Consider the following 25,406-nt stretch of genomic DNA (forward strand, 5'->3'; position numbering starts at 1 on the left):
AGAAAAAGAAAAAGTGCAGGAAAAAGATCGCCTCCATAGGTCGACTTATGTGAAAATAGCCCACTCCATTTCACTCGCCTAAAGTTGTACTTATGAAATTTCAAGCTGCCATTTTTGATATGGATGGACTGTTACTCGACACGGAACGTGTCTGCCTTACAATATTCGAACAAGCTTGCCACGCAGTTGGCGTCCCATTTTTAAAAGAGGTTTATCTCTCGGCTATTGGTCGCAATGCGGCAGGCATTGAACAAGCACTGCGCGCAGGCTACGGGCCAGAATTAAACTATCCGGTATTACATACGGAGTGGCGTAAACGTTACGATGCCGTGGTGAAACACCAGGCGATCCCAGTGAAAGAAGGGGTTATCGAGTTATTACAATGGTTAAAAGCGAATCGTGTTCCTACTGCCGTCGCAACATCAACCCAAAAAGACGTGGCACAAATTAAGCTGCGCCTTTCAGGCCTTGAGCAATACTTTGACTCGTTCACAACCGGTTGTGAAGTGACACATGGCAAACCCGATCCTGAGATTTATCTACTCGCTGCGCAACGTCTTGGCGCTGAACCGACCCAATGCTTAGCCTTTGAAGATTCTAATAACGGCGTGCGATCCGCCGTGAGTGCGAATATGATCACCTACCAAATTCCTGATCTCGTCGAACCCAGTGAAGAAGTTTTGGCGCTTGGACACCATGTGGTCCCCTCACTACATCACGTTTTAACGGCCCTGAAAAACAGTAATTGAGCGGTTTTTCAGGCGTCGGCTGATTTTGATTACCACAGCCAGGCAGCGTGGTATTGCAATTACAGGTAGCTAACAAGTAAAAAGGGGATATCGTTGATACCCCCTTCTTTAATCAATAATAAAGATTCGTTAATGTTTAGGTGGCGTACCTTCACAATTAGAAACCACCGCGTCAATTTGTATTAACGCATCCATAGGCAGTTCTGAAACACCAATCACGGTTCTCGCAGGTAGCTCATGGTTAAAGAAGGTTGTGTAAACTTCATTGACAATATTAATGTCATCCATATTTTTTATTTGAATATTGACTTTAACAATATCATCCATAACATGCTCAACACTTTCTACAATATTCTTTATATTTTCTAAACACTGCTTAACTTGTTCTTTTATTCCACCAGCAACAACTTCATTATTTTTTTGAGATAAAGGTAACTGACCTGAAATATGATTATAATGAGAAAAAGCAACAGAGTGAGAATAGTCGACTTCAGGTGCATTCACGGTATTATTTGCTTCAATCACAAGTAAGCGAGTATCTTCAGGAAGCTGTGGCGGTGTACCATCACCATGTGACACAACAACATCAATTTGCACCAATGCATTCATAGGCAAGTCAGCAACACTAACTAGGCTTCGCGCAGGCACATAACTTGGGAAAAATTGTCCACAGACTTCATTGATGGCTTCTGCATCAGATATATTTTTAAGAAATATCGTTGTTTTAACGATATCAGCCATCGTATGACCAATACTTTCTAAGATAGCATTAATATTATTCAAACACTGTTGACTCTGTTCTTTAATACCGCCTTGTACTATTTCTCCCGTTTTAGGTTCAATCGGCAATTGAGCCGAGAGGTTATTATAATGAGAGAAGGCCGCGGTTTGAGAGTGTAGACCTTGAGGTGCATGCTCAGTATTCCTTGACACTTTGATGAGCTCACAAGGCGCTTGTGGAGCAGTGCCTTCACCGTTTGAAATAAGAGCATCAATTTGCACTAAAGCATCACTGACAGGTAAAGCCGCAACCGCCGCTATGGTCACTGTAGGAAGCGGCCCCTGAAAAAAAGTGGGGTATACTTTTTTGATGGCATCAATATCTGAAATATTCTTTACAAAAATATTCATTTTGACCACATCATCCATAACGTGACCAATACTTTCTACGATAGACTGTATATTATTCAGACATTGCTTTGTTTGGTCATTTATACAACCAATAACAATTTCACCTGTTTTAGGATCTATCGGTAGTTGTGCTGAAATATTATTATAATGAGAAAAAGCGACAGTTTGTGTAGAGACAGCACATATAGGTGCATTTTCTGTGTTTCTTGAAACCTTTACAATATCGGCAGCCATATCGAAATTTATCCTATTATTAGTAGAAATACGAATTTATATTTAATAAGTGTTTTTTGATAAAACAATCAAAGTGGCGAAATGGTAAGTTAAAAAATTTTCAGTAAATGTGACATACATTAAAATATTATTTGACTAGAAAGTCATCGCTTATATTGATAATGATTGATTAACGACTAATTATCCACAATCGTGTTAATAACGTGGATTAAAGAATATTTATCCTAGAAATGATTCTAAAATTGTGAATATAATCTCATGAAACTGAATACTGCATTTTCTTGATTTAGTCCAATAATGATAGGTTGTTCACAATAAGCTGCTGAAAATTTACACATAAACTCGATTAATATGCCATTTCAATCGTAATAAATGCATAAATTTCCTGAGTCACTTAGTTTCCTTACTCCATCAAAACGCACAATAGCATGCGTATATTGAGCTACTTAATGGCTTGTTTTCTGCTGAAACTGCTTCACGCTGCGCTTTTGAGCACTGCGGCGGTTGGCTTGCTTATCACGCGGTTTGCGCTTCGGTTCACCGCTGGTCGGTTGGTCTGTCACTGGAAAATCGGTCAACGCCTGCAGCGGTAAAGCGCGCTGCGTTAAGCTGCGGATTGCCTCCAGCGCTTGGCTTTCACCATGGCAGACCAGTGAAATTGCCACACCACCTTGACCAGCACGCGCTGTGCGGCCCACGCGGTGAATATAAACTGGCGCACTAGGCGGTAAATCAAAATTGATCACCACTGGCAGCGCGTCAATGTGAATACCACGCGCCAGTAAATCGGTGGCCACCAGTACATCCACTTGATTCGCTTTGAAATCAGCTAACGTTTTCTCGCGAATAACTTGATCTTTTTCACCATGCAAAGCCGCCGCACGAATACCCGCTTTGAGTAATTTTTTCGCGACCGCGTCAGCACTATCACGAGCGCTAATGAACACTAATACTTGCTGCCCAGCACGCCGCTTAATCAGAGCAATTAATGCTTGTGCTTTACTGCCCTTATTCACAAGGTAGAGCTGCTCTTCAATTTCTTCCACCACTTGATTGGCTTGATTCGCCTCTATCTTTACCGGGTTATTTAACACGGCCAATGCCACCTGTTCGAGATCGGCGGCGAGTGTGGCGGAAAACAACAACGTTTGTTTGGTTTGGGGCATAAAACTGAGCAGGCGTTGTACATCCGGCCAAAACCCCATCTCTAACAGTCTGTCAGCTTCATCTAACACCACACAGTGCATCGACTCCAATGAGATCAGTTGCTGTGTGAGTAAATCAAGCAAGCGGCCCGGTGTCGCGACGATTAAATGCGGTAATTTGGCCAACTGCGCAAGCTGCTCTTCTTGGGCCACTCCCCCGCATAAAGTGCATAAGCTAATGCCCATTTTGCTTGCCACGGTACTCAGCTCTTGGCTGACTTGTTGTGCTAGTTCACGGGTAGGAACAATGACAACGGATTGAATTTCAAGAGTATTAACTTCAATCCGTTGCAGTAAAGGCAAACCATAAGCTAACGTTTTACCACTGCCCGTCTGCGCGAAGGCAAGCACATCTTGCCCAGAAAGTACGGCTGGAATAGCCAATTGTTGGATTTTGGTCGCCGTGTGTCGCGACGCAGGCAGCGCAGCCATCAAAGGGGCGCTTAAGTTAAGCTTAGAAAAATTCATAAACGACTAGCAGGGTGAAAAAGGTTGCGCCGAGTCTAAAGCTATTCATTCTCCATCACAACTGTCGATACGGATCAGGACTGAATCTGGCCGCCAGTACTCAAATTCGCAGTCCATGATCTCGCCATCTTGTTTGTAATTAACTCGACAAATTTTCATTACAGATTGGCCAGCAGCCAAGTTAAGGGCTTTTGCCACATGAAGAGGCGCAGCCGTAGGGATCACCTCAAAACGAGAACGCGTGGTGATGTAACCGTATTTTTGCTGATAGAGATGCGTTAACGAAGCGGTTAAATTTTCCTCTAATATCTTTGGAAACCACTGCGCAATCAGGCAGTTTTCGACAAACAGTACCGCTCGCCCGTCAATCGAGCGCAACCGTTCAATAATATGAATGGGCGTAATTCGGTCAATATCCATCGCTCTTGCATACTCACGAGAAGCCATCACGCTGCGTACCGCAACTAGCTTAGTTTCTGCGATTCGGTGCTGCTCGCGGATCATCTGGTGGAAGTGGCAACGCGATAGCGGGTTATAATGAATTCGCGCCGGAGAGACAAACCAGCCACGCCGCTCTTCTCGGTAAATCAACCCTTCGGTTTCCAGTGAAACCAAAGCGTCTTTAATTGTAATGCGCGTTGTATTAAACAATTCACTCAATTCACGTTCAGATGGCAGTTTTTGTCTGTCGCTCAGCATCCCACTGCAAATTTGCTCACGAAGGGTGCCTTTAATATTACCAAGTTGGGTCTTTTCTAAAGGAGCATTTGCCACTGGCAAAGGGCTGCGAAATCTCATGCGTGACCTAGTCCAATATTATACAGAGTGAATAAACGTCTTTTAGACTACTTAAGGCAGATAACAGATTTATGACAGGCTAATTGATTGAATTTGAAATAAAAGTGCAATAGAAAATCATCAAAAATGTCAAATAACTACACCGAAAACGTCACAGTTCTTCCCTAGGATAAAAATCGAACTTACTGACCTAGTCCAGAAGGATAGCGACAATGAAAACCTTATTTACCCGCGCAGCGGCTGCAACAGCACTTGCGCTGACTCTTTCAACTTCGGCTTTTGCTAAAGAGGCTGATTTACAATCTTTGATCAACGCAGCGAAACAAGAAGGCCAAGTGTACAGCATTGGTATGCCCGGCAGTTGGGCTAACTGGCAAGATACGTGGAGCGATTTAGGTAAGATTTATGGCCTAAAACACCAAGATACGGATATGAGCTCAGCGCAAGAAATTGCCAAGTTTGAAGCCGAAAAGAAAAATGCGACCGCCGATATCGGTGATGTTGGCTTTGCATTTGCTCGCGTGGCGGTGAAAAAAGGCGTAACTCAAGCGTACAAACCGAGCACTTGGAATGAGATCCCGGACTGGGCCAAAGATAAAGATGGCCACTGGGCTCTGGCTTATACGGGCACCATTTCATTTATCTCGAACAATAATCTAGTCAAGAATGCGCCAAAAACGTGGAACGATTTGCTCAAAGGCGATTACAAAATCAGTATTGGTAATGTCGGTGTTGCCGCGCAAGCAAATAATGCCGTACTAGCCGCTGCTTTTGCTCATGGCGGCAGTGAAAAGAACCTCGATCCGGCAATCGAATTTTTTGCCAAACTCGCCAAGCAAGGGCGCTTATCATTTACAGACCCAAGTATCGCTAACCTCGAAAAAGGTGAAGTTGAAGTGGCCGTATTGTGGGATTTCAACGCCCTAAGTTACCGTGACCAAATTGACCGTAACCGCTTTACCGTTAACATTCCGCAAGATGGTTCTGTGATTTCCGGCTACACCACCATCATCAATAAATACGCCAAAAACCCAAATGCGGCCAAGCTAGCACGTGAATACATCTTTAGCGATCAAGGCCAAATCAACCTTGCACAAGGCTATGCTCGCCCGATCCGCAGCAACGTTGCACTGCCTGCTGCGGTACAAAGCAAATTGATTGCTAACGATCAATACCAGAACGTGAGTCCAATTAGCGACTTTAATGCTTGGGAAAAATCAGCTCGCCAATTGCCACGTCAATGGCAAGAAAATGTCATTATCCACCAGCAGTAAGAGGTAACCATGAACAATAAGGTGATCCTTGTTGTTCTTGATGGACTCAATTATTCCGTAGCCCGTGATTGCATGGGCTACTTAAACGGCTTAATTGAGCAGCAAAGAGCAACCTTATACTCCCTACAATGTGAATTGCCTTCGTTATCGCGTCCTTTGTATGAATGTCTACTCACTGGCGTAAAGCCTGTCGAAAGCGGCATTGTTCATAACCACATTGTGCGCCTTTCACATCATCAATCCATCTTCAGTTTGGCAAAAGAGCAAGGGCTGACAACAGCCGCAGCGGCGTATCATTGGGTCAGCGAGCTCTATAACCGCGCGCCTTTTGATGCAACGCGCGATCGTTTTACCTGTGATAAAACACTCAATATTCAGCATGGCTGTTTTTATCACTGGGATCACTATCCCGATGAAGCACTGTTTTTAGACGCCGAATACTTACGTCGTACTCATCAGCCTGATTTTTTACTGATCCATCCAATGAATATCGATGATGCTGGACATAAGTTTGGCCTTGATTCAGGACAGTATCGTAATAGTGCACGCATGGCCGATGCGCTGTTATCTCACTTTTTAGAAAGCTGGCTAAACGATGGCTACCAAGTGATGGTGACCAGCGATCACGGCATGAACAATGACAAGTCACACGGCGGAATATTAACCGAAGAGCGCAACGTCCCGCTGTTTGTATTGGGCGATCAATTTTCGCACCAAGCTTGTGAGATCAAACAAACTGAGCTCTGCGGCCTGTGCTGCCAACTGCTTAATCTTGATCACAATAAGCCCTTTTCTGCGGAGTGCTTAGCATGATCAGTAGCCAAGTTATTAGCAAGCCTAGCGCCGTGCTGAGCCAATCAACACACTGGGCACGCAAACTCAAACCTGCGTTATGGCTTACTCCTTTTGCGCTGTTTTTCTACTTATTTCAGCTCGCCCCCATGCTGTGGGTTTTGTTCAACAGCTTTATCTCTGACGATCAATGGTCACTAGACCATTATCGCGAAATCTTCAGCTCATCCTTTATTTTGCAAGGGTTGGGCAACAGTTTGTGGCTCGCCATATGGTCCAGCGTCGCGGGCCTTGCGATTGCGGCAATGTTGGTCGCCTCCTTACGCCGAGTCGATGGCAAGCTGCGCGATGGTGTGATCGCCTTTACCAATATGAGCAGTAATTTTGCGGGCGTCCCTTTGGCATTCGCTTTCATTATTATTCTTGGGGTCAACGGCGCACTGACTTTGCTGCTAAAGCAATACGGTTTGATTGAAGAGTTCAACCTATATGGCAAATGGGGGCTGCTGGCGATGTATATCTACTTTCAGATCCCTCTTGGCGTGCTGCTGCTCTATCCTGCATTTGATGCGCTCAGTGATGACTGGCAAGCGGCGGCATCTACTCTGGGCGCCAATGGATGGCAATATTGGCAGAAAATCGCCTTGCCTGTGCTTTCACCAGCCCTACTCGGCACCTTGATTATCCTAATCGCCAATGCGATGGGCGCGTATGCCAGCGTCTACGCACTCACATCCGGCAACTACAACGTCATTACGGTACGCATTGCCAGTTTAGTGGCGGGAGATCTGTTCTTAGAGCCCAATTTAGCCGCCGCCATTTCCGTAGTATTGATGCTAATTTTAGCCTTCATTACTGTGATCAATCAGTGGCTAATTGCGAAAAGCTATAGCGCAAGGAACACCCATGCAAAACGCTAATCCTACCCTTGATAAAATCACCTTTCATAAAAGTGTGGTCTATTCCATCGTGGGAGTGATGTTGCTGCCCATTTTGGCCACCTTGGTTTATTCCTTTTCTTCACGCTGGGGCGCAACGATTTTACCCGATGGCTTCACCTTTGACTGGTACCTCAAACTGCTGACCGACCCTCGCTTTCTCGATGCATTTGGCCGCTCATTGCTGATTGGCATCGCTTCTCTGACACTCAGCGCGGTTTTGATTATTCCGGCGATCTTCGTGGTGTTTTACTATTTCCCTCATCTCGATAAAGTAATGAACTTGCTGATTTTAATTCCTTTTGCGGTACCGCCTGTGGTCTCTTCAGTTGGATTACTGCAACTGTACGCCGATAGCCAATTTCCAATTGTGGGTACACCTTGGATTTTGATTGGCACTTATTTCACCATTGCGCTGCCGTTTATGTACCGTGCAATTGCCAACAGTTTTGAGGCGATCCATCTACACGATCTCATGGATGCCGCGCACCTGCTCGGCGCAAGCACCAGCCGTGCTTTTTTACTGATCGTACTGCCAAACATTAGAAAAGGGTTGATGGCTTCGCTGTTTCTATCCTTCTCTTTTCTACTTGGCGAGTTTGTATTTGCGAACATTCTGGTCGGCACGCGCTATGAAACCTTGCAGATTTATCTCTACAACATGCGTCAGACTAGTGGTCACTTCACCTCCGCGTTAGTGATGACTTACTTCCTATTTATCTTTTTACTGACTTGGCTCGCCAGTCGTTTTAGCCGAGGATCCACTCAATGAATTCCACGACCCACACAACCTCTCGCTCTGATTACGTCCACGTCGCCAACCTCACCAAACGTTTTGGCAACAATACCGTTTTTGAAGGGATTGAATTTTCCATTGAGCAAGGGGAATTTGTCACGCTACTTGGTCCGAGCGGCTGCGGGAAATCGACTCTATTACGCAGTTTGGCTGGCTTAAATCCCGTCGATGACGGCGAAATTTGGGTCAACGGTGAAAACATCACTAACCAAACACCACAGCAACGCGGCATTGGCATGGTGTTTCAATCCTACGCTCTGTTTCCGAATATGACGGTGGCTGAAAACATCGCCTTTGGCCTCAAAATGCAAGGGCAAGACAGAGCTTACATCGCGCGCGAAGTACAAAAAGTGGTCGAACTGGTTTCGCTGATAGGGAAAGAAAAACACTATCCCAACCAGCTCTCGGGTGGGCAGCGCCAACGCGTCGCTTTAGCTCGCGCCTTAGTGGTCAAGCCGCGTATTTTGCTACTTGATGAACCCCTTTCAGCACTGGATGCCAAAATTCGCAAACACTTGCGCCAGCAGATCCGTGATATTCAAAAAGAGCTCAATCTCACCACCGTATTTGTAACCCATGATCAAGAAGAGGCGATGATTCTCTCTGATCGTATTTTTTTAATGCACCAAGGTGAAATCGTTCAGCAAGGCTCCCCAGAAAGCATTTATACTCAGCCAGCCAATGAGTTTGTGGCCGGTTTTATGGGCCATTACAATTTAGTAGAGGCGGCCACCGCCAAGCAGTTGTTTAACATAGACACGGCTTGGAAAGTGGCTATTCGCCCCGAATCCATCTACGTCAAGGAAGCTGGGCGGAGCTATGGTGCCCATGTTTCTGCGCCGCAACATGGCACCATCAAGCATCACCAATTACTGGGTAATGTCATTCGCTACCATGTGGATGTGCGAGGCTGCGAGCTCACGGTCGATTTACTCAATCGTTCGTCAGAGCGATTATTTGCCACTGGCAGTCAGCTAGAATTACTGTTTAACCTTAACGAAATACAACCTGTGAGAGCCTAAATAGATGCCGACACCTCTATACGTTTTTGATATGGACGACACATTGATTGACGGCGACTGCGCAATGATTTGGAGCGAATATTTGGCCGATAAGGGCATAGCGAGCGACCCTGATTTTGTCGCGCAGGATAGGCTGATCATGTCACGCTATGCCAGCGGTGAAATGGACATGGAAGATTACCTCGATTTTGCGATGCAACCTTTGCTCACCCTGACCACAGAGCAAGTCCAGCGCTTAGCGGACGATTGTGTCGCTACACGCATCGTACCTAGGCTATTTCCTCAAGCCAAAGCACTCATTAAACAGTTAACGGACGAGCGTATTCAAATGCTAATTATTTCGGCGTCGGTCAGTTTTTTGGTTAAAGCCGTCGCTCGTAAAATAGGCGTTGCAGAGGCGATGGGTATCGATATGGTCATAGAGAACAACCATTACACCACGCATATTTTGGGAACACCCACCTACCGAGACGGTAAAGTCACTCGCTTAAATGAATGGCTAGCTAAGCGCCCACAATACGTGGGTCAAGTGCATTTTTTCACTGACTCGATCAATGATTTACCTTTGTGTCTACACGCCGATTTCACCTATTTGGTCAACCCATGCACGCGTCTCATCCAATACGCTCAGCCCCAACAATGGCCGATATTAAAGTGGGGCTAATCACATCCTCTACTTTTGATGAACCATGTAGCTTGAGGCGCTGGCGGTAAACTTCTAGTATGAAGACAATAAGTTAACCGAGCCTCTCGCCATGAGCATGAAACACCGCATTGCCTTTATCTCTCTTTTACTGTCAACTCTCAATGCTTGCTCGCCGGAAAATAGCGCGCAAGCATTGGGCACTTTAGAGCGAGACCGCATCACTTTTTCCACCACCGCCAATGAGATCATTCGCGCGCTTCCTGTCGCGGAAGGCAGCGCAGTGCATGCTGGCGAAGTATTGGTTCGACTGGATACCAGAAATCAGCAGGCGGTGCTGGCCCATGCACTCGCAGAGGCGGCCAAAGCGCAAGCGTATTTGCTCAAACTGAGTAATGGTGAACGCCAAGAAGACACGGCAGCCGCGCAAGCCAAAGTCAATCGCGCGCAAGCCAAACTGACAGAGGCGTTGCAAAACTTCAAACGTGTGGAAGAACTGGTCGGTAAAAAGCTCCTCAGCCAATCAGAAAAAGATAGCGCCACCGCCACGCGTGATGCCGCTCGCGCCGAACTCGATTCTGCAAAAGAAGAGTTTGCTAAGCTCACCGCTGGCACTCGCCCTGAAGATATTGAACAAGCCCAAGCGGCGCTGACCGCCGCCAAAGCCGACGTCTCACTGCAACAGCAAAAGCTCGACGAGTTAACCATTGTCGCCACCCGCGATGGAATTTTGGATAACCTCCCATACAACTTGGGTGAGCGCGTCCCAAACAACGGCATTGTCGCTATCATCCAAGCAAGCCGCATCCCTTATGCTCGTGTCTACGTTCCCGCACCACATCGTTTAGCGGTCGTGCCGGGCGCACAGTTTCCAGTGCATATCGACGGTATAAAAGAGCCGCTGCAAGGCACTGTGCGTTGGGTGGCAACGGAACCCTCTTTCACGCCTTACTACGCACTGACCGAAAATGAACGCGCCCGCTTAATGTATCTAGCCGAAGTGGATCTGCCCGAATCCGCGCAATCGCTCCCTTCTGGCATTCCGGCGCAAGTCGATTTAGCGAGGCAAAAATAGTGACTGAACTCGCCATTCACGCCCGTAATGTGGTCAAAAAATTTGGGGATTTCACTGCGATTGAAGGCATCAATCTGAGTGTCCCCAAAGGAACCATTTACGGTTTTCTCGGCCCAAATGGTTGTGGCAAATCGACCACAATTCGCGTACTCACGGGTTTATTAAGCCCTACCTCTGGCAGTGTTGATGTGCTGGGGTTAGCGATCCCAAAACAATCCGAGCAATTGCGCCTAAAAATTGGTTATATGACACAAAAATTTTCGTTATACGATGATTTAACCGTCGAGGAAAACCTACAATTTATTGGACAAATTTTTGGTATGCCGCGCAAAGCATTGGCACAACGACTCAATGAACAGTTGTGCACTTATGGGCTTGATCAGCGCCGAAAACAACGCGTAAGTGGGATGAGTGGCGGCCAAAAGCAGCGCTTGTCACTAGCAGCAGCCACGATGCATAAACCTGAACTGCTGTTTTTGGATGAACCAACGTCGGCGGTCGATCCTGAAAATAGACGGGAATTTTGGGAACAATTGTTCGATCTTTCAGACCAAGGCACCACCATTTTGATCACCACTCACTACATGGATGAAGCGGAACGCTGCCACCGTTTAGCCATCATGGAATCGGGTTTAATCCGTGCAGATGGTGAGCCAGAAACCTTAATGAACACGATGGGCGTCAACATTGTCGAAGTCCGAGCCCATAATTTGCGCCAATTAAAAGAAAAAGTCATGGCTCGGGCGGAGGTTCGCTCTGCTGCGCAACTTGGCATCCGCTTGCGGATCCTTATTCATCAACAAGTCACACAACCTATCGCGTGGCTAAAAACAACCTTCCCTGAACTGGCTGAAGCTGAGATGAATCTAGCTCGCCCAAGTTTGGAAGATGTCTTTGTCACTGTGACTGGCAAGGGGCGTCAATGAAAGCACTGTTTCGAATGAAAGCGGTGATGGTGAAAGAGATACGCCAACTCTCGCGAGACAGAATTACGTTTGGCATGGTAGTGATGATCCCACTGATCCAGTTGTTGCTATTTGGCTTTGCCATCAATACTGACGTACGCAATATTCCGATCGCCATCGTTGATCAAAGTGAAAGTACCCTCGGACGGTTAATTGTAGAGTCAGTCAAAGCCACACAGGTTGTGAGCGTCAAACACACTTTTGCCACAGCAGAGCAAGCTGAACATGCGATTGAACAAGGTAACGTGAGAGCAGCGCTGATCCTGCCAAAAGATCTCACCCAGCGCGCGGTGCAAAAACGCGTGTTAGGTCAGTGGATTGTTGATGGCTCCGATACGATGATCAGTGCCTCCATTTTAGGTCTGCAATCCATGCCGCTGACCGATTTTGACTTTGACATTCGTCCAGCTACCGTCAAAACCTTTGAAGTCACTCTGTTTTATAACCCCACTCGCCGCTCTGCGGTTAATATCGTACCCGGTTTACTGGGGGTCATTTTAACCATGACGATGATCCTCTTCACCAGTGCCGCGATTGTGCGAGAAAAAGAGCGCGGCAATTTAGAACTGCTGATCACAACGCCAATTCACTCTATTGAGCTTATGGTCGCCAAAATTGTGCCCTATATTTTTGTCGGATTAATTCAGGTCTTCATCATCTTGGGCTTAGGGCATTTTATTTTTGACGTGCCCATTAATGGTGCGATCAGCCAAATTCTCTTCGGTACACTGCTGTTTATCGCCGCCAGTTTGACCTTAGGTTTGGTGATTTCAACCATTGCTTCCACTCAACTGCAAGCCATGCAAATGACTGTTTTTATTTTACTGCCTTCAATTTTACTTTCTGGATTTATGTTTCCCTACGAAGGCATGCCAGTAGCAGCGCAGTGGATTTCTGAAGCGTTGCCTGCGACCCACTTTATGCGCATGATCCGTGGGATTGTGTTGCGCGGTGCTAACCTCATGGATCTATGGCGAGATGCATTATGGATGTTAAGCTTTACCGTCGGTGGGATTATCGTCGCGTCGTTGAGATTTAAGAAATCCCTTGATTAACGCCATTCACATTTGAAGGCTAATTTTTAAGCCAAAAGAAGGAAACTAACATGTTAAAGTCACTGATGACCAAAGCGTTATTGTGTGTAGGCCTGATCTCCAATACCTCAGATGCATTGGCATCAGAGCGCTCAACGATAGCATGGCAATGGATTGAAAATGGCGCGCTTTTAGTCGATGTTCGAACCGCAGCAGAATTTGCAGCTGGCCATATTGAAGGTGCGCTAAACTACCCACTTGATACTGTTAGCAGTGCTTTTTCTCACATCGATAAACAACAACCGATTGTGGTTTACTGCCGCAGCGGCAATCGATCGGGCCAAGCCATGGCCTATTTACTCAAGCAAGGGTTTACTCAAGTACATAACGGCGGCGGTTTAGAGGAAATGATCATTCATCCTTCGGCAATAAAGCCGCTCAATTGATGTTAGCCTACTCACATTCACGTTATCGCTCTGTTTGTTCTTAATTGGCTCTCAAAGCGCAACAGAAAGACAGCGCTTGTTATTCGGCAACAATGATCGATTTTTTGATTGGAACGTAGAAGATGTTCGATAACCAATCTCAACGGTATACAGCATGCGAACGTACAAAACCTTACGCTTGATCCTAGGCGATCAGCTCAACATCAAGCACTCTTGGTTTAACAAAACAGATGATTCCGTACTGTACGTGATAGCTGAACTTAAACAAGAAACAGGCTATGTAAAACATCACATTCAAAAAATCTGCGCCTTTTTTGCCGCGATGGAAGCTTTTGCCGAATTATTGCAAAGTGAGGGACATCAGGTTCTCTACTTGACCCTTGATGAAACTGCCGATTATTTGCAGCTACCACCATTGATTAGTGATCTGTGTCATCAGATCAACGCAGAATACTTTCACTATCAGCGACCTGATGAATACCGAGTTTGGCAACAATTGCAGGAGTTAAACCTCTCTCATACACAAGTGACTTGTTTTGATACTGAACACTTTTTATTGCCTTTTGACGAGATCACTCAGCATTTTAACACCGACAAAACCACTATTATGGAGCCGTTTTATCGCAAAATGCGTAAGCGATTCGGTATTCTTCTGCAAGATGATCATCAAACGCCTTTGGGTGGGCGTTGGAATTTTGATCACCAAAATCGCAATAAGCTCAGCGTGCAAGACATAGAAAACCTACCCAAACCACTTAGCTTTCAAAACGATGTCAGTGCAATTTATAACCGTTTACAGCATCATAATATTCACGTTTTCGGCCTGTATACTCCTTCATTGTTATGGCCGATTAACCGCTCACAAGCACTGTCATTATTGGCCCACTTTTGTCAGTACGGCTTGCCGCTGTTTGGTCGCTTTCAAGATGCAATGACGGCAAAAAGCCCACATCGTTGGAGCCTATACCATAGCCGGCTCTCTTTTGCACTCAACTGCAAACTGCTATCGCCTACAGAAGTCATTCAAAGTGCACTCATGCGATTTGAGAATGACAATACGATGGATTTAGCACAAATCGAAGGATTCATTAGGCAAATTTTGGGCTGGCGTGAGTACATTCGAGGCATTTATTGGGCGAACATGCCCCAATACGCCAAGCACAACGCCCTTGATGCTCAACAACCTCTTCCTCACTATTATTGGACAGGGGATACTCGTATGCATTGTGTTAAACAAGCCGTAACTCAATCATTGGAGTTTTCCTACGCACATCATATCCAACGTTTGATGATCACGGGTAATTTTGCACTCCTATCAGGTTGCGAGCCGGATGAGGTGGATGACTGGTACTTAGGTATTTATATTGATGCATTGCAATGGGTAGAAATGCCCAATACCCGAGGTATGGCTCTGTTTGCTGATGGGGGAATTGTTGCCACCAAGCCTTATGCCGCAAGCGGCTCTTACATCAATAAAATGAGTGATTACTGCAAAGATTGTCACTACCAAGTAAAGAGCCGTAGTGGTCTAAATTCATGTCCATTCAATAGTTTATATTGGCAGTTCATGCTCACTCATCGTGAACGGTTAGCCAAAAATCCAAGGATAGGCATGATTTATAAAAATTGGGATAACACTGAAAACGCTACTCAACAAGCAATCTTAGATCAAGCTCAATACTATCTACACCATATTGAAGAGCTGTAGCTCGTCGGCTTACTGGTCACGTTTTGATTTATGCAATTTGGTGAGCACGCTGCAAGTAACTATAATCATGCTATTCGATTAAATATCAGTGAGTGATTATGCAACAACAGCAAGTCCATATGGACCAACGTATTTGCCAGCAATGCTCAGAAAAACAAAGCTTGTCTTTTGACTTCACCATGGCTTTCCAACCCATAGTTAACGTTGCAGATAACACCATCTTTGGCTACGAAGCACTCGTACGAGGTCTGAATAATGAATCGGCTTACTCCATCATTGAACAAGTCAGTGATGACAACCGATACCGCTTTGACCAACTTTGTCGAATCAAAGCGATTAAACTCGCGGCTAAACTAAAACTGTCAGGTATTTTGAGCATTAATTTTTTACCTAATGCCGTTTACCAACCAGAGCGCTGTATCCGCACCACATTAGAGGCAGCAAAGCAGTTCGGTTTCCCGACAGAACGGATCATGTTTGAATTTACTGAGGTGGAAAAAATCGTAGACACAGCGCACATAAAACGGATCGTCGCTTATTACTCCAACCTAGGATTTACTACCGCGATTGATGATTTCGGTGCAGGCTACGCCGGGCTTGGGCTATTGGTTAACTTCCAAACTAAAATAGTAAAATTAGATATGTCACTGCTGCGTAATATCGATCAAGACATCACGAAGCAAGCAATCGTCCGTCATACTGTCGCAATGCTCATTGAGCTAGGGATTTGTCCACTCGCTGAAGGTATTGAAACTCAACAAGAAATGTTATGGCTAAAACGACTCGGCATTGAACTCATGCAAGGCTACTATTTTGCGAAACCTGAGTTTGAAGCGTTGCCTACAGTGACGTTTTGAACCATAACATCAGCCTCTAATTTTGTGGATCCATCAAACCACGAAATGCTTGGGCATAAGTTTCAACTGTTCAATACGGCCCGACATGGCTGTTTCCACCTCGGCTAACCACTCATAACGTTTAGTATATAGACGGCGTTTATTGCGATTTAGCGTCTCAACACCTTTGCGGTTTGGCGTGGTTGGCAAACGGTACAAATATTTGCTCATTTTCTCTGCTTCGTACTCTGTCCACAGTTCATCGTAATCAAAGCTTACTGATTTGCGCTTTGAGCCAATATAACGCAACGCTTGATACATATGGCCGCGGTTAGAAATCGCATACAGGTTTTCAACCCCTAAAATACGCGCTAGCGTCATGATCATTTCAACCATCAGTGCTTTAGTTCTTAAGCCGTGAGTCGTGCGCGTCAAATCTTTAATGATTTGATTACGATCGGTCACACCACTGCTTGGACCTTGTAGTGAACCAATGTAAATACTGCGCCCTTGATCAGAAACATTGAAACTGATCGAGTAAATTTTCTGCCCTTTTTCATCCGTCAGTTGCAGCCCCAACGAGCCTTCTCTTATCTCTCCACTGCACAGGCTTAATGAATAACTCGCCCCATTTTTGTCGTAAAAATCAAAAATAGAGAAGCCTGATTCTGAGAAAAACTTCGCAGCATTAAAGCCAAACTGTTCAACTAAGTAGATAAAATGTTGATTAATGTGCCATGTACGCTCTTTGGCAGACCAATTGACGCAGAGATAAGGTTTTAATGGTTTTTCCAAAAACTGTGGGCATTGCTTCAATACCTCCGCTAACTCGGAGCACGAAAACAGCCTCAGCATACTTTTTAGAGCATAGGCATTGGTCACGCCCCATAAACAAAAACGGATATTCTTCCTGATTTTAGACCAGCCTTTGGTATTGGGGTAAATCGTTTCGGAGAGTTCAGACAGGCTAAACAGGTAGTCGAGTTTATTTTCAATTATCATAGTATGGACCAGAATTTCAGCAGCTAGGACAACCTCAAACATTGGGGAGTCGCTCATTGAAAATAATGTACAGTGTTTCATTGAGGGGTGCTGTCCTGAGTTTGTATGAAAATGTCAGCCTTCGTCATTAGCTATTTACTTAGCGCGCTAACTAAATTATATTACTTAGCACGCTAAGTAATATGTGACTCGTTATGATTGAAAACACGCACACCCTGAAAGAATTATCACTCGCTGAGCAGTTTGCTCGTCTCTCACGCTTATGGAAAATGGTGGCGGACCGAGAACTCTCACCCTTGGGCCTTACCCATCCTCGTTGGACCGCATTGTGGAAATTACAGCGTCTCGGTGACAACGTCAGTCAAAAAACCTTAGCCGAAGCGTTAGAAATAGAACTGGCTTCTTTAATGCGAACTTTAAAGCAGCTCGAAGAACAATCGCTGATCGAACGTCACTGCTGTCACAACGATAAGCGCGCTCGAATCGTCAGTTTGACGAGTAACGGGCGTGCTCTTATCAAGCAGATGGAAACCCGTATTTTGCAAGTTCGCCAAAACTTACTGGGTAATATTGACGATCAACAATTGCACCAACTGACTCTTACGCTCGAACAAATCTCACACAACGCTCTAGATACGCTCAGCAAACCGATAGCAACACCTTCAAAGGAACAATAATTACTTATGACACCTGATCAAAAATTTGCACTTTGGATCAAATATTCCATCGTTGCTTTTGTGGCGCTCTTTGCCTATTTTTTGGTGGCCGATTTGGCTATGCCTTTAACACCGCAAGCCATGGCAACGCGGACTGTGACCAAAATATCTCCCCGAGTTAATGGTCAAATCAGTGATGTTTTTGTCACTAATAATCAAACCGTACACAAGGGTGAAGTACTTTTCACCATCGACCCACAACCCTATCAACTGGCGGTAGAGCAGGCCCAACTCAATTATGAACGTGCGGTACAAGGTAATGCTCAATTGGATGCATCGATTGCAGCCGCAGAAGCTAATGTCACGGCAAGCCGTATCGTTGCCGATCAAAAGTTGCGCGAAGCTAACCGATTAAACACTCTGTTTGCACGCAATGGGACTTCTCAGCAACTTAAAGACGATGCACAAAGTGGCGCTACCGCCGCGAAAGCCAATTTGGTTGCAGCGCAAGCTCACCTGCAAGAATTGCACGTTAGTCGAGGTAATAGTGACGAAAGTAACGTCAGCATCCGCGCCGCTTTGAACCAATTGGCGCAGGCCAAACTAAACCTTGCCTACACACAAACGCTAGCAGAGCAAGATGGTGTCATTACCAACTTACAGCTTGAAACGGGCACCTACGCCGCAGCAGGTATGCCGTTAGTTGCATTGGTGGCGACGGATGTAGACGTGATTGCTGATTTTAGAGAAAAAAGCTTACGCCATTTCCCAGACAATAGCCGCGCCCTAGTTGCTTTTGATAGCAAACCCGGCGAAGTCTTTACCGCGCGTATTCGTAGCCTGGATGCAGGGGTAAGCACTGGTCAGTTTGATGCGAATGGGCGTTTAGCCACTCCAACAGAATCTAATCGCTGGGTGCGTGATGCACAACGCATGCGTGTGCACCTTTCGCTCGATGAAACGATGTCAACATTGCCTTCCGGTGCTCGTGCGACGGTACAGTTGCTACCAGAAAGTGGCCCGTTTACTTGGCTGGCAAAAATGCAAATTCAGTTTCTGAGCACTCTGCACTACGTCTATTAAGCGGAGTAAAAAATGCGACTTTGGGATCATCCATTATCTGAAAATGATTTTCGCCAATGCGTCAGAATTGCAACAGGTGCGACGCTTGGTTTTACCTTTTGTAAACTACTGGGTTGGAACTACGGGGTATTTTTTACCGTAACACCGATGCTGTTACTGGGCATGGTACCCGTCATGAATGCGCACGCCGCAAAGCAACTGCTCGCTTCCGCCGTCGTTTGTGGCTTAGAAGTAGCCATTCTCGGGGGACTATTTGGAGGTCATCCAGCCTTGATGACAATGATCGCTTTTGTACTGTTTCTCTGCAAATTTGCTTGTATGTCGAAAGGCAGCTTATTCTTATTTGGAGCGAACAGCGTATTGAGCTTGAGCATCATGCTGCACTTTGCAAGCTACCCCACAACTGATCTTAACGATCTGATTACTAGCAACTTTATCGCGAATTTGCTTTCGGTAATGGTCGCTTATCTGGTGACATTCTGTATTCCCGACGCACAGAAAAGGCAACCTCCCGCTCATGCAAGCGTGGCCAAAGAGTCACATCGTATGCGCCATGAAGCGCTCATGGGCGCAACCATTGCCACACTCTCTTTCGTTGTGTTTCAAATATTCGATCTGCAAGATTCAATGTCCGCGCAAGCCACAACCTTGTTGCTACTTTTCCCGATGCATTGGAACGGAGCGCTAGGCTACGCACGCAAACGCGCGATGGGTACTCTGCTTGGTGTCACTTTCGGTATTGCGGTCCAACTGCTGCTCTACGATTGGTCAGGTCAGCTTTTATTTGTTATTCCGCTGCTATGGATAGGTGCGATGCTCTTTAGCTACTGGCATGTAAAAGAATCCAGCGGTTCAGGGGTCGGCTTTGGCTCATTGACTACCTTGGGGATCTTGTTTGGTCAATATTTGACGCCGGGCAATGATTTAATTTTCAGTGCCCTGTACCGAGTCGGCAGTATTTTGTTTGCTATTGTCGCCACATTACTTACAACCTATGTGATCCATCGATTGCTGAATCAATTCAAAGCCACCCAATTTGGCCAGTAATTAAAAACCCTGCACATAGGTGCAGGGTCAACATCACAGCAAACCTTTATTCAAAGGATAAGCGTGCCGAATTTAATACACCCGTTAAACCTTGATAGTGATCCGCCACGACTAAACGCCACTGGCCTTGCACGTTCATTTGTTGCATTCCGCTGAGTGTAAAGCGAACACGATAAGCCGTGTTGCGATCATACTGGTTATACGATTTTAAGTTCCAATAGCCACCATCAGGTGCATACAACTTGACTGAAACATCACCCACAAATGGGTGTTCAATATCAAGTTGAATAGTGGCCGTTTCCGCATTTCCTTGATAAGTCACATTAATCGGAAGTGCTAACTCTCCTTGTGCATGATCGGGAATGGCAAAAGGCCCTTGTAAATCATAGATGGCTTGTTGGGGCGAAGTCGGTTCGGTGGGTGACGTTCCTCCGTCATTACTCCCATCTGGACGTGCATAAATCGCCGCAATGTGTGGTGCGCTCAGGCCAATCGCTCGCACCGAGTTCGCGTAGTCAGTGACACCACATGCTTGACCTTTACACACTTTGCTTGGGTTAGAGAATGTGTAAGAACGGCTATGAATACCAAATAAGAAACCATAGGCCATGGTCGTCGCAAATTGGCCTTGAACCCCATAACCATACGCATCTTGCTCTGTACCATTTGAAAGATGGGGTTCGCCATTGTACTGTTCATGAGCATGGTTCAAACCCAAATTGTGGCCTAATTCGTGAATAAACGTATCATCGCCACACTCATTCAAATAGCTATGACTGTACATTCTAGATTGCGCATAACGCGCACTATTGTTCCAATACGCGGCAGGGATTATCCATGCTAGACCACAGCTCAGCATGTAAGTACCATTGCCTTTATCTTCATAATCAGGAGAATTTTTAATATCTAGATTACGAAACAGCGCCACCATATCCGCGCCAACCTGCTTACGATATTGCTCAATATCGGCAAACGCCGGATCTTGTTTATTGCCGGGAGTAATCGCATCAAGCGCCTGCTCTTGCGATTTTTTCAGCCCTCTTTGCGTATCGTATTTTACTTCTTTCGTGCCAATTAAGTTGACTTTGATGTCCAGACCACTTTGACGCAGAATTTCATTTCCCACGTTGAATCGGTGCTGGATTTGAGCCACGTGATCTTGCTGAAACCACTCAGCCGTGCCGGGTGTATAAACACCTAGAATATCAATTTCAGTGGTTGCACTACTCGGTAACGCATGTGTTGCTAACACCACGGCTAATGCCAATGACGCTATTTTCATAGAAAACTCCTACATTATTTATTTTATTAACACACAAAGCCGTGTGTTTTAGGTATCAATGGCTGGTCGAGGTTTCGTCATAGCCATGATTCGGTGGTACTCGGTAAACCCATGCTTCACTGCCGTTGCCTTCAAGCTTCACTTGACCACTGGGATGACCAATAAAACCAAGTATTGCCGTTTTGCCGAAAGTGAATGTGGCCGGGTAAACTTCCCCGTCGAGTTCAAACTGCCCAGACCAAGTCCGGACGCCTTCATTCTGAATTTCTGATGAAGTGACTTGGATATTGACTGGCTGGTTATCAGGCATAGTGACCGTGACAGCATCGCCCGTTGCCAGAACTCGGAATTGTTCAATATTTTCGATTTCGATCGCTTTGATTTCCGTCACTGCATCACTTTTTGGCCTAATGGCTTGCAACGCTGGGCTTGGGTTGATGTCGTGCCATACTTCATCAACGGTTTGTGCCGCAAGCATGCGCTCTTCAGTGATAGGCTCTGAATTCAGAGCAGAACGAGCATCTCCAGCGCTCGATGCATCTTCTCGTGGTGGCTTCATCAGCTGACGCTCATCAGCAACTGTTGCGGCTTTAAAATCAGTATCCTCGTTATTATTCAGTGCTTTTGGAGCAGGCACTAATGTTAATGAACTATGGCTAATGTAATATTTACCAACAATGAGACCGAATATTACTAATAACAAAATGGTCATTATCTTAACTTTCAAACTTTATATCTCCGACAATTAGACGTGGCATATATATAGATACATAAGATGTATGAATACAATTAAATAACGTGATCTTAAGTCAATAAAGTTAAGGTTAAATATAATCAAACTTTATAGATTTGAATGATGATCTAATTTTCAAAAAAATGAATGCAATGCGCTAAATAAAATATCAAGCCAAAAAAAAACAATAATCCGTAATTAATAAATTAGTTATTATTGTTTGATGGCAATAAACAGAGAAAATTAAAGAAGATGGTACTTTTGATAACGACGAGTCTTATGAAAAAGGCACTTAAAAGCGCAAAAATACAGTTTAGGCTGTCTATGACTAAACAACTTGAAGTTGAAGGTCGATATACTAAGTGAGCACCCCATAGCAATAGCTAAAAATGTAGCCAACATCGCTACAGCTTTCAATGGGAAGGAAAAAGCCTTCATTCTCGAAGCTCTTTAATCTATGGCTGAGCACTTTTCTGGAACTGTAAACCAACTAATTTGGTATTTTATCAAAACGTAATTCACTATTTATCCTCATGACCAAAAAATAAGATATTTATCTACTCGGACATAAATCTGATTATTTCTTGACACTTATTCCATTATTTTAATATTTGCACTTTTTATAAACCATGGGAAAGAGAAAACAGATGATGGATGACATTGTAAAGAAAGATATAGCTAACGACCCAAAGGTAGCCCGTTTATTTTAGTAACCTTCTTCGTTTTTTAATTCATTATCTGCTCCTTTGAAAAGACACTACTATGAAATACAGGTCAATCCGAATGCTATTAGTGTCCGTATAAATGATAATATTGTGTATAACTAAACAACTTGAAGTGGCAGGTAGGTTGGAAAGTAAGTTTCCCCCATGAGTATAGATAAACGATTTGATGAAGTGAGCGAACGTAACCAACACCGCTGCAGCTTCAAGTAGGAAGGGGATATCAGACGATCAATCGGCATGATTCATCATAGATAGAAGGTCACAACATTCCCCGCGCTAAGAAAAGTACTATATAAATCTTGTTCAATTTTTTCGAACTTAATCATCAAACGGAGTGAGTTATCTCAGGTTACGAATCACTCTACACTGGCTCCAACAGCTAGGGAGCCGCTGAGCACCTACTACCTTTTAATGAATCTGAGGACACTTTAATGAAAGCACTATTGAAACAACTAACCACATCAACTTCTGGATTTTCTGCGCTTGCGCTTCGTTTCCCAATTGGCATCATTTTTATGGCGCACGGTGCGCAGAAACTCTTTGGCTGGTTTGGAGGATATGGATTAGAAGGCACAGGTCAATGGATGGCTTCAATTGGCTTAAATCCAGGTGTGCTGATGGCATTTTTAGCGGGTAGTGGTGAATTCTTTGGGGGCCTATTCATTTTGCTTGGCTTACTAACTCGCCCTGCTGCCTTGCTTCTTTCTATTACGATGATCGTCGCAATCGCTTCTGTACACTTAGGTAACGGCTTATTCATGGCTAATAACGGTTATGAGTTTGGCCTTGCGCTGCTTGCAGCCAGTGTATCGTTGGTTTTCTCTGGTGCTGGCAAATTGGCACTTGATAACTGGTTAAATAAAAAGCTCGCATAATCTATGCCTAAGGCCAGCATACCGTTTCATTGAAGGAGGCCAAGCCTCCTTCAAACGTTAAGATTTTCAGTCGATAACATTCAACTTAGTATCACTTTCCTTCCTTTCTCTACTTGTGTTGCATACCCTTCTTTTTATGCTACATAAAAGTTCCGTTGAGACCCTATTCATATAAAGCAACCTTAATGGGTAAATATGCAACCAAACGAGCTTAAAATTGAATGAAAACTAGCAAATTACCATTAGATGAGAATAGTGATATTTGTTAACGCAAAAGACTCATGTGTTGCCAAATGATAAAAAATAAAAATTTAAACCCAAAAATAGGTTATTAAAACGTAAAAGATGGGCAGTTTTAAGTGATAAAGATCACAGCAATTAACCGTTAACATTATTTTACTTTTTGATTTGCACTCAGCCCTGCTAACCTGCGGCACGCTTTGAAATGATGTCGAAGTGCATAAAATAAAGGAGTGTTCACAATGAATACCAAAAAACCGATGTCGCTTACCGGCCGTGTTATTTTAGGTATGGTAGCGGGTATTTTGACTGGCTTTGCCATTCGAGCCCTATTTGCTGAAAACGGATTTGTTGACGCGTATATCGTTAACGGCTTATTCGATGTTGGCGGAAAAATCTTTATCGCCAGCTTAAAAATGTTAGTTGTACCCCTCGTGTTTGTTTCTCTCGTTTGTGGTACGAGCTCACTGAAAGATCTCACCACACTTGGCCGCATGGGCGGTAAAACCCTAGCCTTTTACATCGCAACCACTGCGATTGCCATCACACTGGCACTGACAATGGGCACTGTGTTTCAACCGGGGTCCGGAGCCGATTTAACCGCAGCAAGCTCATTCCAATCTGCGCAAGCCCCTTCTTTGGGCCAAGTGTTTATTGATATGTTCCCGACCAACCCAATCAGCGCGATGGCAGAAGGTAAAACACTGCAGGTCATCGTCTTTGCAGTACTATTTGGCATAGCCATCAGTGCCGCGGGTAAACCGGGCGAGCGTATTGCGGGCGTTTTTAATGACTTGAACGAAGTTATTATGAAACTAGTCGCCTTGTTGATGAACCTTGCTCCATACGGCGTATTTTTCCTGATGGCGAAATTGTTCACCAGCCTTGGTTTAAGTGCCATTTTGAACCTCGCAGAATACTTCGTAGTACTGACGGTTACCTTGCTGCTACACGGTTTTGTCACCTATAGTTTGATGTTGAAAGGCTTTACTGGTTTAAGTCCAATCACCTTCTTCCGTAAAATGGAAGATGCCATTATGTTCGCTTTCTCTACAGCCTCTTCCAATGCGACTATACCCGTCACCATGGAAACGGCTAAAAACCGCTTAGGGGTTGATAACAAGATAGCTTCTTTCACCATTCCGCTAGGTGCGACCGTTAACATGGATGGCACAGCGATCATGCAAGGCGTTGCGACAGCATTTATTGCCCAAGCGTTCAATATCGACCTAACCATGGGTGACTACGTGATGGTCATCCTCACGGCAACACTAGCCTCTGTTGGTACAGCAGGCGTTCCGGGTGTTGGTCTTGTCATGCTAGCGATGGTGCTAAACCAAGTCGGCTTGCCACTAGAAGGTATTGCTTTGATTATGGGTGTTGACCGCTTATTAGATATGATCCGCACCGCAGTCAATATTACTGGTGATAGCTGTGTGACTCTTATTGTGGCGAAAACAGAAGGCGCGTTAGACGAAGCTCGCTTTAATGATCCACAAGCTGGCGTGAAAGAAGAAGAAGTCCATTTAGCAAAAGCTCAAGCCTAACTTTCTTCACTTCCACTCATCAAAATCAAACCCTGTCGCTATTGCTACAGGGTTTTTCTTTATTCGCTTTACAGGTCAAGAATAAGATTAAAAATCAAGTAG

The 25,406-nt window shown here is 45.0% G+C and carries 24 protein-coding genes; 18 read left to right on the top strand and 6 right to left on the bottom strand.

The genetic code is table 11. The features are described 5' to 3' along the window. Nucleotides 1–92 precede the first annotated feature (92 nt). The gene (locus DD616_RS03440) at nucleotides 93–749 is read left to right on the top strand and encodes an HAD family hydrolase (protein ID WP_208871460.1); all 657 of its coding nucleotides are present in this window, start codon (nucleotides 93–95) and stop codon (nucleotides 747–749) included. A gap of 129 nt (nucleotides 750–878) precedes the next feature. Here the strand turns inward: DD616_RS03440 and DD616_RS03445 are convergent, their stop codons facing one another. The 3 genes from DD616_RS03445 to DD616_RS03455 form a co-directional block, all read right to left on the bottom strand. After that, nucleotides 879–2,114, bottom strand: a complete 1,236-nt coding sequence (locus DD616_RS03445) for a RidA family protein (protein WP_208871461.1) — start codon at nucleotides 2,112–2,114, stop codon at nucleotides 879–881. Nucleotides 2,115–2,560: 446 nt separating this feature from the next. Then, the gene (locus tag DD616_RS03450; protein ID WP_208871462.1) at nucleotides 2,561–3,787 is read right to left on the bottom strand and encodes a DEAD/DEAH box helicase; all 1,227 of its coding nucleotides are present in this window, start codon (nucleotides 3,785–3,787) and stop codon (nucleotides 2,561–2,563) included. A 45-nt stretch (nucleotides 3,788–3,832) separates the two neighbouring features. Then, on the bottom strand, nucleotides 3,833–4,585 hold the full coding sequence (locus DD616_RS03455; protein WP_017046832.1) for a UTRA domain-containing protein: 753 nt from the start codon (nucleotides 4,583–4,585) through the stop codon (nucleotides 3,833–3,835). Nucleotides 4,586–4,797: 212 nt separating this feature from the next. Between DD616_RS03455 and DD616_RS03460 the strand changes: the two genes are divergently transcribed. The 12 genes from DD616_RS03460 to DD616_RS03515 all read left to right on the top strand — a co-directional run bounded on the left by DD616_RS03460 (nucleotide 4,798) and on the right by DD616_RS03515 (nucleotide 16,135). After that, nucleotides 4,798–5,859 (top strand): ABC transporter substrate-binding protein, encoded by a 1,062-nt coding sequence (locus tag DD616_RS03460; RefSeq protein ID WP_208871463.1) that lies wholly within the window; start codon nucleotides 4,798–4,800, stop codon nucleotides 5,857–5,859. A gap of 9 nt (nucleotides 5,860–5,868) precedes the next feature. Further along, nucleotides 5,869–6,672, top strand: coding sequence for an alkaline phosphatase family protein (locus DD616_RS03465; RefSeq protein WP_017044979.1), 804 nt, complete (start codon nucleotides 5,869–5,871; stop codon nucleotides 6,670–6,672). Next, nucleotides 6,672–7,571, top strand: coding sequence for an ABC transporter permease (locus DD616_RS03470; RefSeq protein WP_026027756.1), 900 nt, complete (start codon nucleotides 6,672–6,674; stop codon nucleotides 7,569–7,571). The genes DD616_RS03465 and DD616_RS03470 overlap by 1 nt, the downstream gene beginning before the upstream one ends. Continuing rightward, on the top strand, nucleotides 7,558–8,361 hold the full coding sequence (locus DD616_RS03475; protein WP_017049312.1) for an ABC transporter permease: 804 nt from the start codon (nucleotides 7,558–7,560) through the stop codon (nucleotides 8,359–8,361). Before DD616_RS03470 ends, DD616_RS03475 begins: the two co-directional genes overlap by 14 nt. Beyond that, nucleotides 8,358–9,407 (top strand): ABC transporter ATP-binding protein, encoded by a 1,050-nt coding sequence (locus DD616_RS03480; RefSeq protein ID WP_017046834.1) that lies wholly within the window; start codon nucleotides 8,358–8,360, stop codon nucleotides 9,405–9,407. Before DD616_RS03475 ends, DD616_RS03480 begins: the two co-directional genes overlap by 4 nt. A 4-nt stretch (nucleotides 9,408–9,411) precedes the next feature. Then, entirely contained in the window at nucleotides 9,412–10,071 is a 660-nt protein-coding gene (locus tag DD616_RS03485) for an HAD family hydrolase (protein ID WP_096036820.1), read from the top strand. A 91-nt stretch (nucleotides 10,072–10,162) separates the two neighbouring features. Further along, complete coding sequence (locus DD616_RS03490; protein ID WP_019283062.1) at nucleotides 10,163–11,125, top strand: HlyD family secretion protein; 963 nt, start codon at nucleotides 10,163–10,165, stop codon at nucleotides 11,123–11,125. Further along, nucleotides 11,125–12,051, top strand: a complete 927-nt coding sequence (locus DD616_RS03495; protein ID WP_017044975.1) for an ABC transporter ATP-binding protein — start codon at nucleotides 11,125–11,127, stop codon at nucleotides 12,049–12,051. The genes DD616_RS03490 and DD616_RS03495 overlap by 1 nt, the downstream gene beginning before the upstream one ends. Further along, nucleotides 12,048–13,145, top strand: coding sequence for an ABC transporter permease (locus DD616_RS03500; RefSeq protein ID WP_013868268.1), 1,098 nt, complete (start codon nucleotides 12,048–12,050; stop codon nucleotides 13,143–13,145). Before DD616_RS03495 ends, DD616_RS03500 begins: the two co-directional genes overlap by 4 nt. A gap of 50 nt (nucleotides 13,146–13,195) precedes the next feature. Then, nucleotides 13,196–13,570, top strand: a complete 375-nt coding sequence (locus tag DD616_RS03505; protein WP_094128578.1) for a rhodanese-like domain-containing protein — start codon at nucleotides 13,196–13,198, stop codon at nucleotides 13,568–13,570. A gap of 154 nt (nucleotides 13,571–13,724) precedes the next feature. After that, a complete protein-coding gene (locus DD616_RS03510) occupies nucleotides 13,725–15,278 on the top strand; it encodes a cryptochrome/photolyase family protein (RefSeq protein ID WP_208871464.1) in 1,554 nt (517 codons plus the stop codon). A gap of 98 nt (nucleotides 15,279–15,376) precedes the next feature. After that, entirely contained in the window at nucleotides 15,377–16,135 is a 759-nt protein-coding gene (locus DD616_RS03515) for an EAL domain-containing protein (protein ID WP_208871465.1), read from the top strand. A 33-nt stretch (nucleotides 16,136–16,168) separates the two neighbouring features. Here the strand turns inward: DD616_RS03515 and DD616_RS03520 are convergent, their stop codons facing one another. After that, nucleotides 16,169–17,197, bottom strand: coding sequence for a VirK/YbjX family protein (locus DD616_RS03520; protein ID WP_115339980.1), 1,029 nt, complete (start codon nucleotides 17,195–17,197; stop codon nucleotides 16,169–16,171). A gap of 113 nt (nucleotides 17,198–17,310) precedes the next feature. Here DD616_RS03520 and slyA point away from each other — a divergent pair, with 113 nt between their 5' ends. Genes slyA through DD616_RS03535 form a run of 3 tightly spaced genes read left to right on the top strand, consistent with a single transcriptional unit; the run spans nucleotide 17,311 to nucleotide 19,902 of the window. Further along, a complete protein-coding gene (slyA, locus tag DD616_RS03525; RefSeq protein WP_019283056.1) occupies nucleotides 17,311–17,793 on the top strand; it encodes a transcriptional regulator SlyA in 483 nt (160 codons plus the stop codon). 6 nt (nucleotides 17,794–17,799) lie between these two features. Further along, nucleotides 17,800–18,855 carry an HlyD family secretion protein gene (locus tag DD616_RS03530; RefSeq protein ID WP_208871466.1) on the top strand — a complete coding sequence of 352 codons (1,056 nt, stop codon included), beginning with the start codon at nucleotides 17,800–17,802 and terminating at the stop codon, nucleotides 18,853–18,855. A gap of 12 nt (nucleotides 18,856–18,867) precedes the next feature. Further along, nucleotides 18,868–19,902 (top strand): DUF2955 domain-containing protein, encoded by a 1,035-nt coding sequence (locus tag DD616_RS03535; RefSeq protein WP_208871467.1) that lies wholly within the window; start codon nucleotides 18,868–18,870, stop codon nucleotides 19,900–19,902. 46 nt (nucleotides 19,903–19,948) lie between these two features. On the opposite strand, the gene DD616_RS03540 is transcribed toward DD616_RS03535, so the two are convergent. Both DD616_RS03540 and DD616_RS03545 read right to left on the bottom strand, forming a co-directional pair. Further along, nucleotides 19,949–21,184, bottom strand: coding sequence for a zinc-dependent metalloprotease family protein (locus DD616_RS03540; protein ID WP_013868260.1), 1,236 nt, complete (start codon nucleotides 21,182–21,184; stop codon nucleotides 19,949–19,951). A gap of 55 nt (nucleotides 21,185–21,239) precedes the next feature. Beyond that, nucleotides 21,240–21,896 carry a protease inhibitor BamI-like protein gene (locus tag DD616_RS03545; RefSeq protein WP_208871468.1) on the bottom strand — a complete coding sequence of 219 codons (657 nt, stop codon included), beginning with the start codon at nucleotides 21,894–21,896 and terminating at the stop codon, nucleotides 21,240–21,242. A gap of 1,177 nt (nucleotides 21,897–23,073) precedes the next feature. On the opposite strand from DD616_RS03545, the gene DD616_RS03550 reads away from it, so the two are divergent. After that, the gene (locus DD616_RS03550) at nucleotides 23,074–23,517 is read left to right on the top strand and encodes a DoxX family protein (RefSeq protein WP_013868258.1); all 444 of its coding nucleotides are present in this window, start codon (nucleotides 23,074–23,076) and stop codon (nucleotides 23,515–23,517) included. 482 nt (nucleotides 23,518–23,999) lie between these two features. Beyond that, a complete protein-coding gene (locus DD616_RS03555; RefSeq protein WP_029189696.1) occupies nucleotides 24,000–25,304 on the top strand; it encodes a dicarboxylate/amino acid:cation symporter in 1,305 nt (434 codons plus the stop codon). Nucleotides 25,305–25,406 lie beyond the last annotated feature (102 nt).

The sequence above is a fragment of the Vibrio anguillarum genome, from assembly GCF_003390515.1.
GTDB lineage: Bacteria > Pseudomonadota > Gammaproteobacteria > Enterobacterales > Vibrionaceae > Vibrio > Vibrio anguillarum.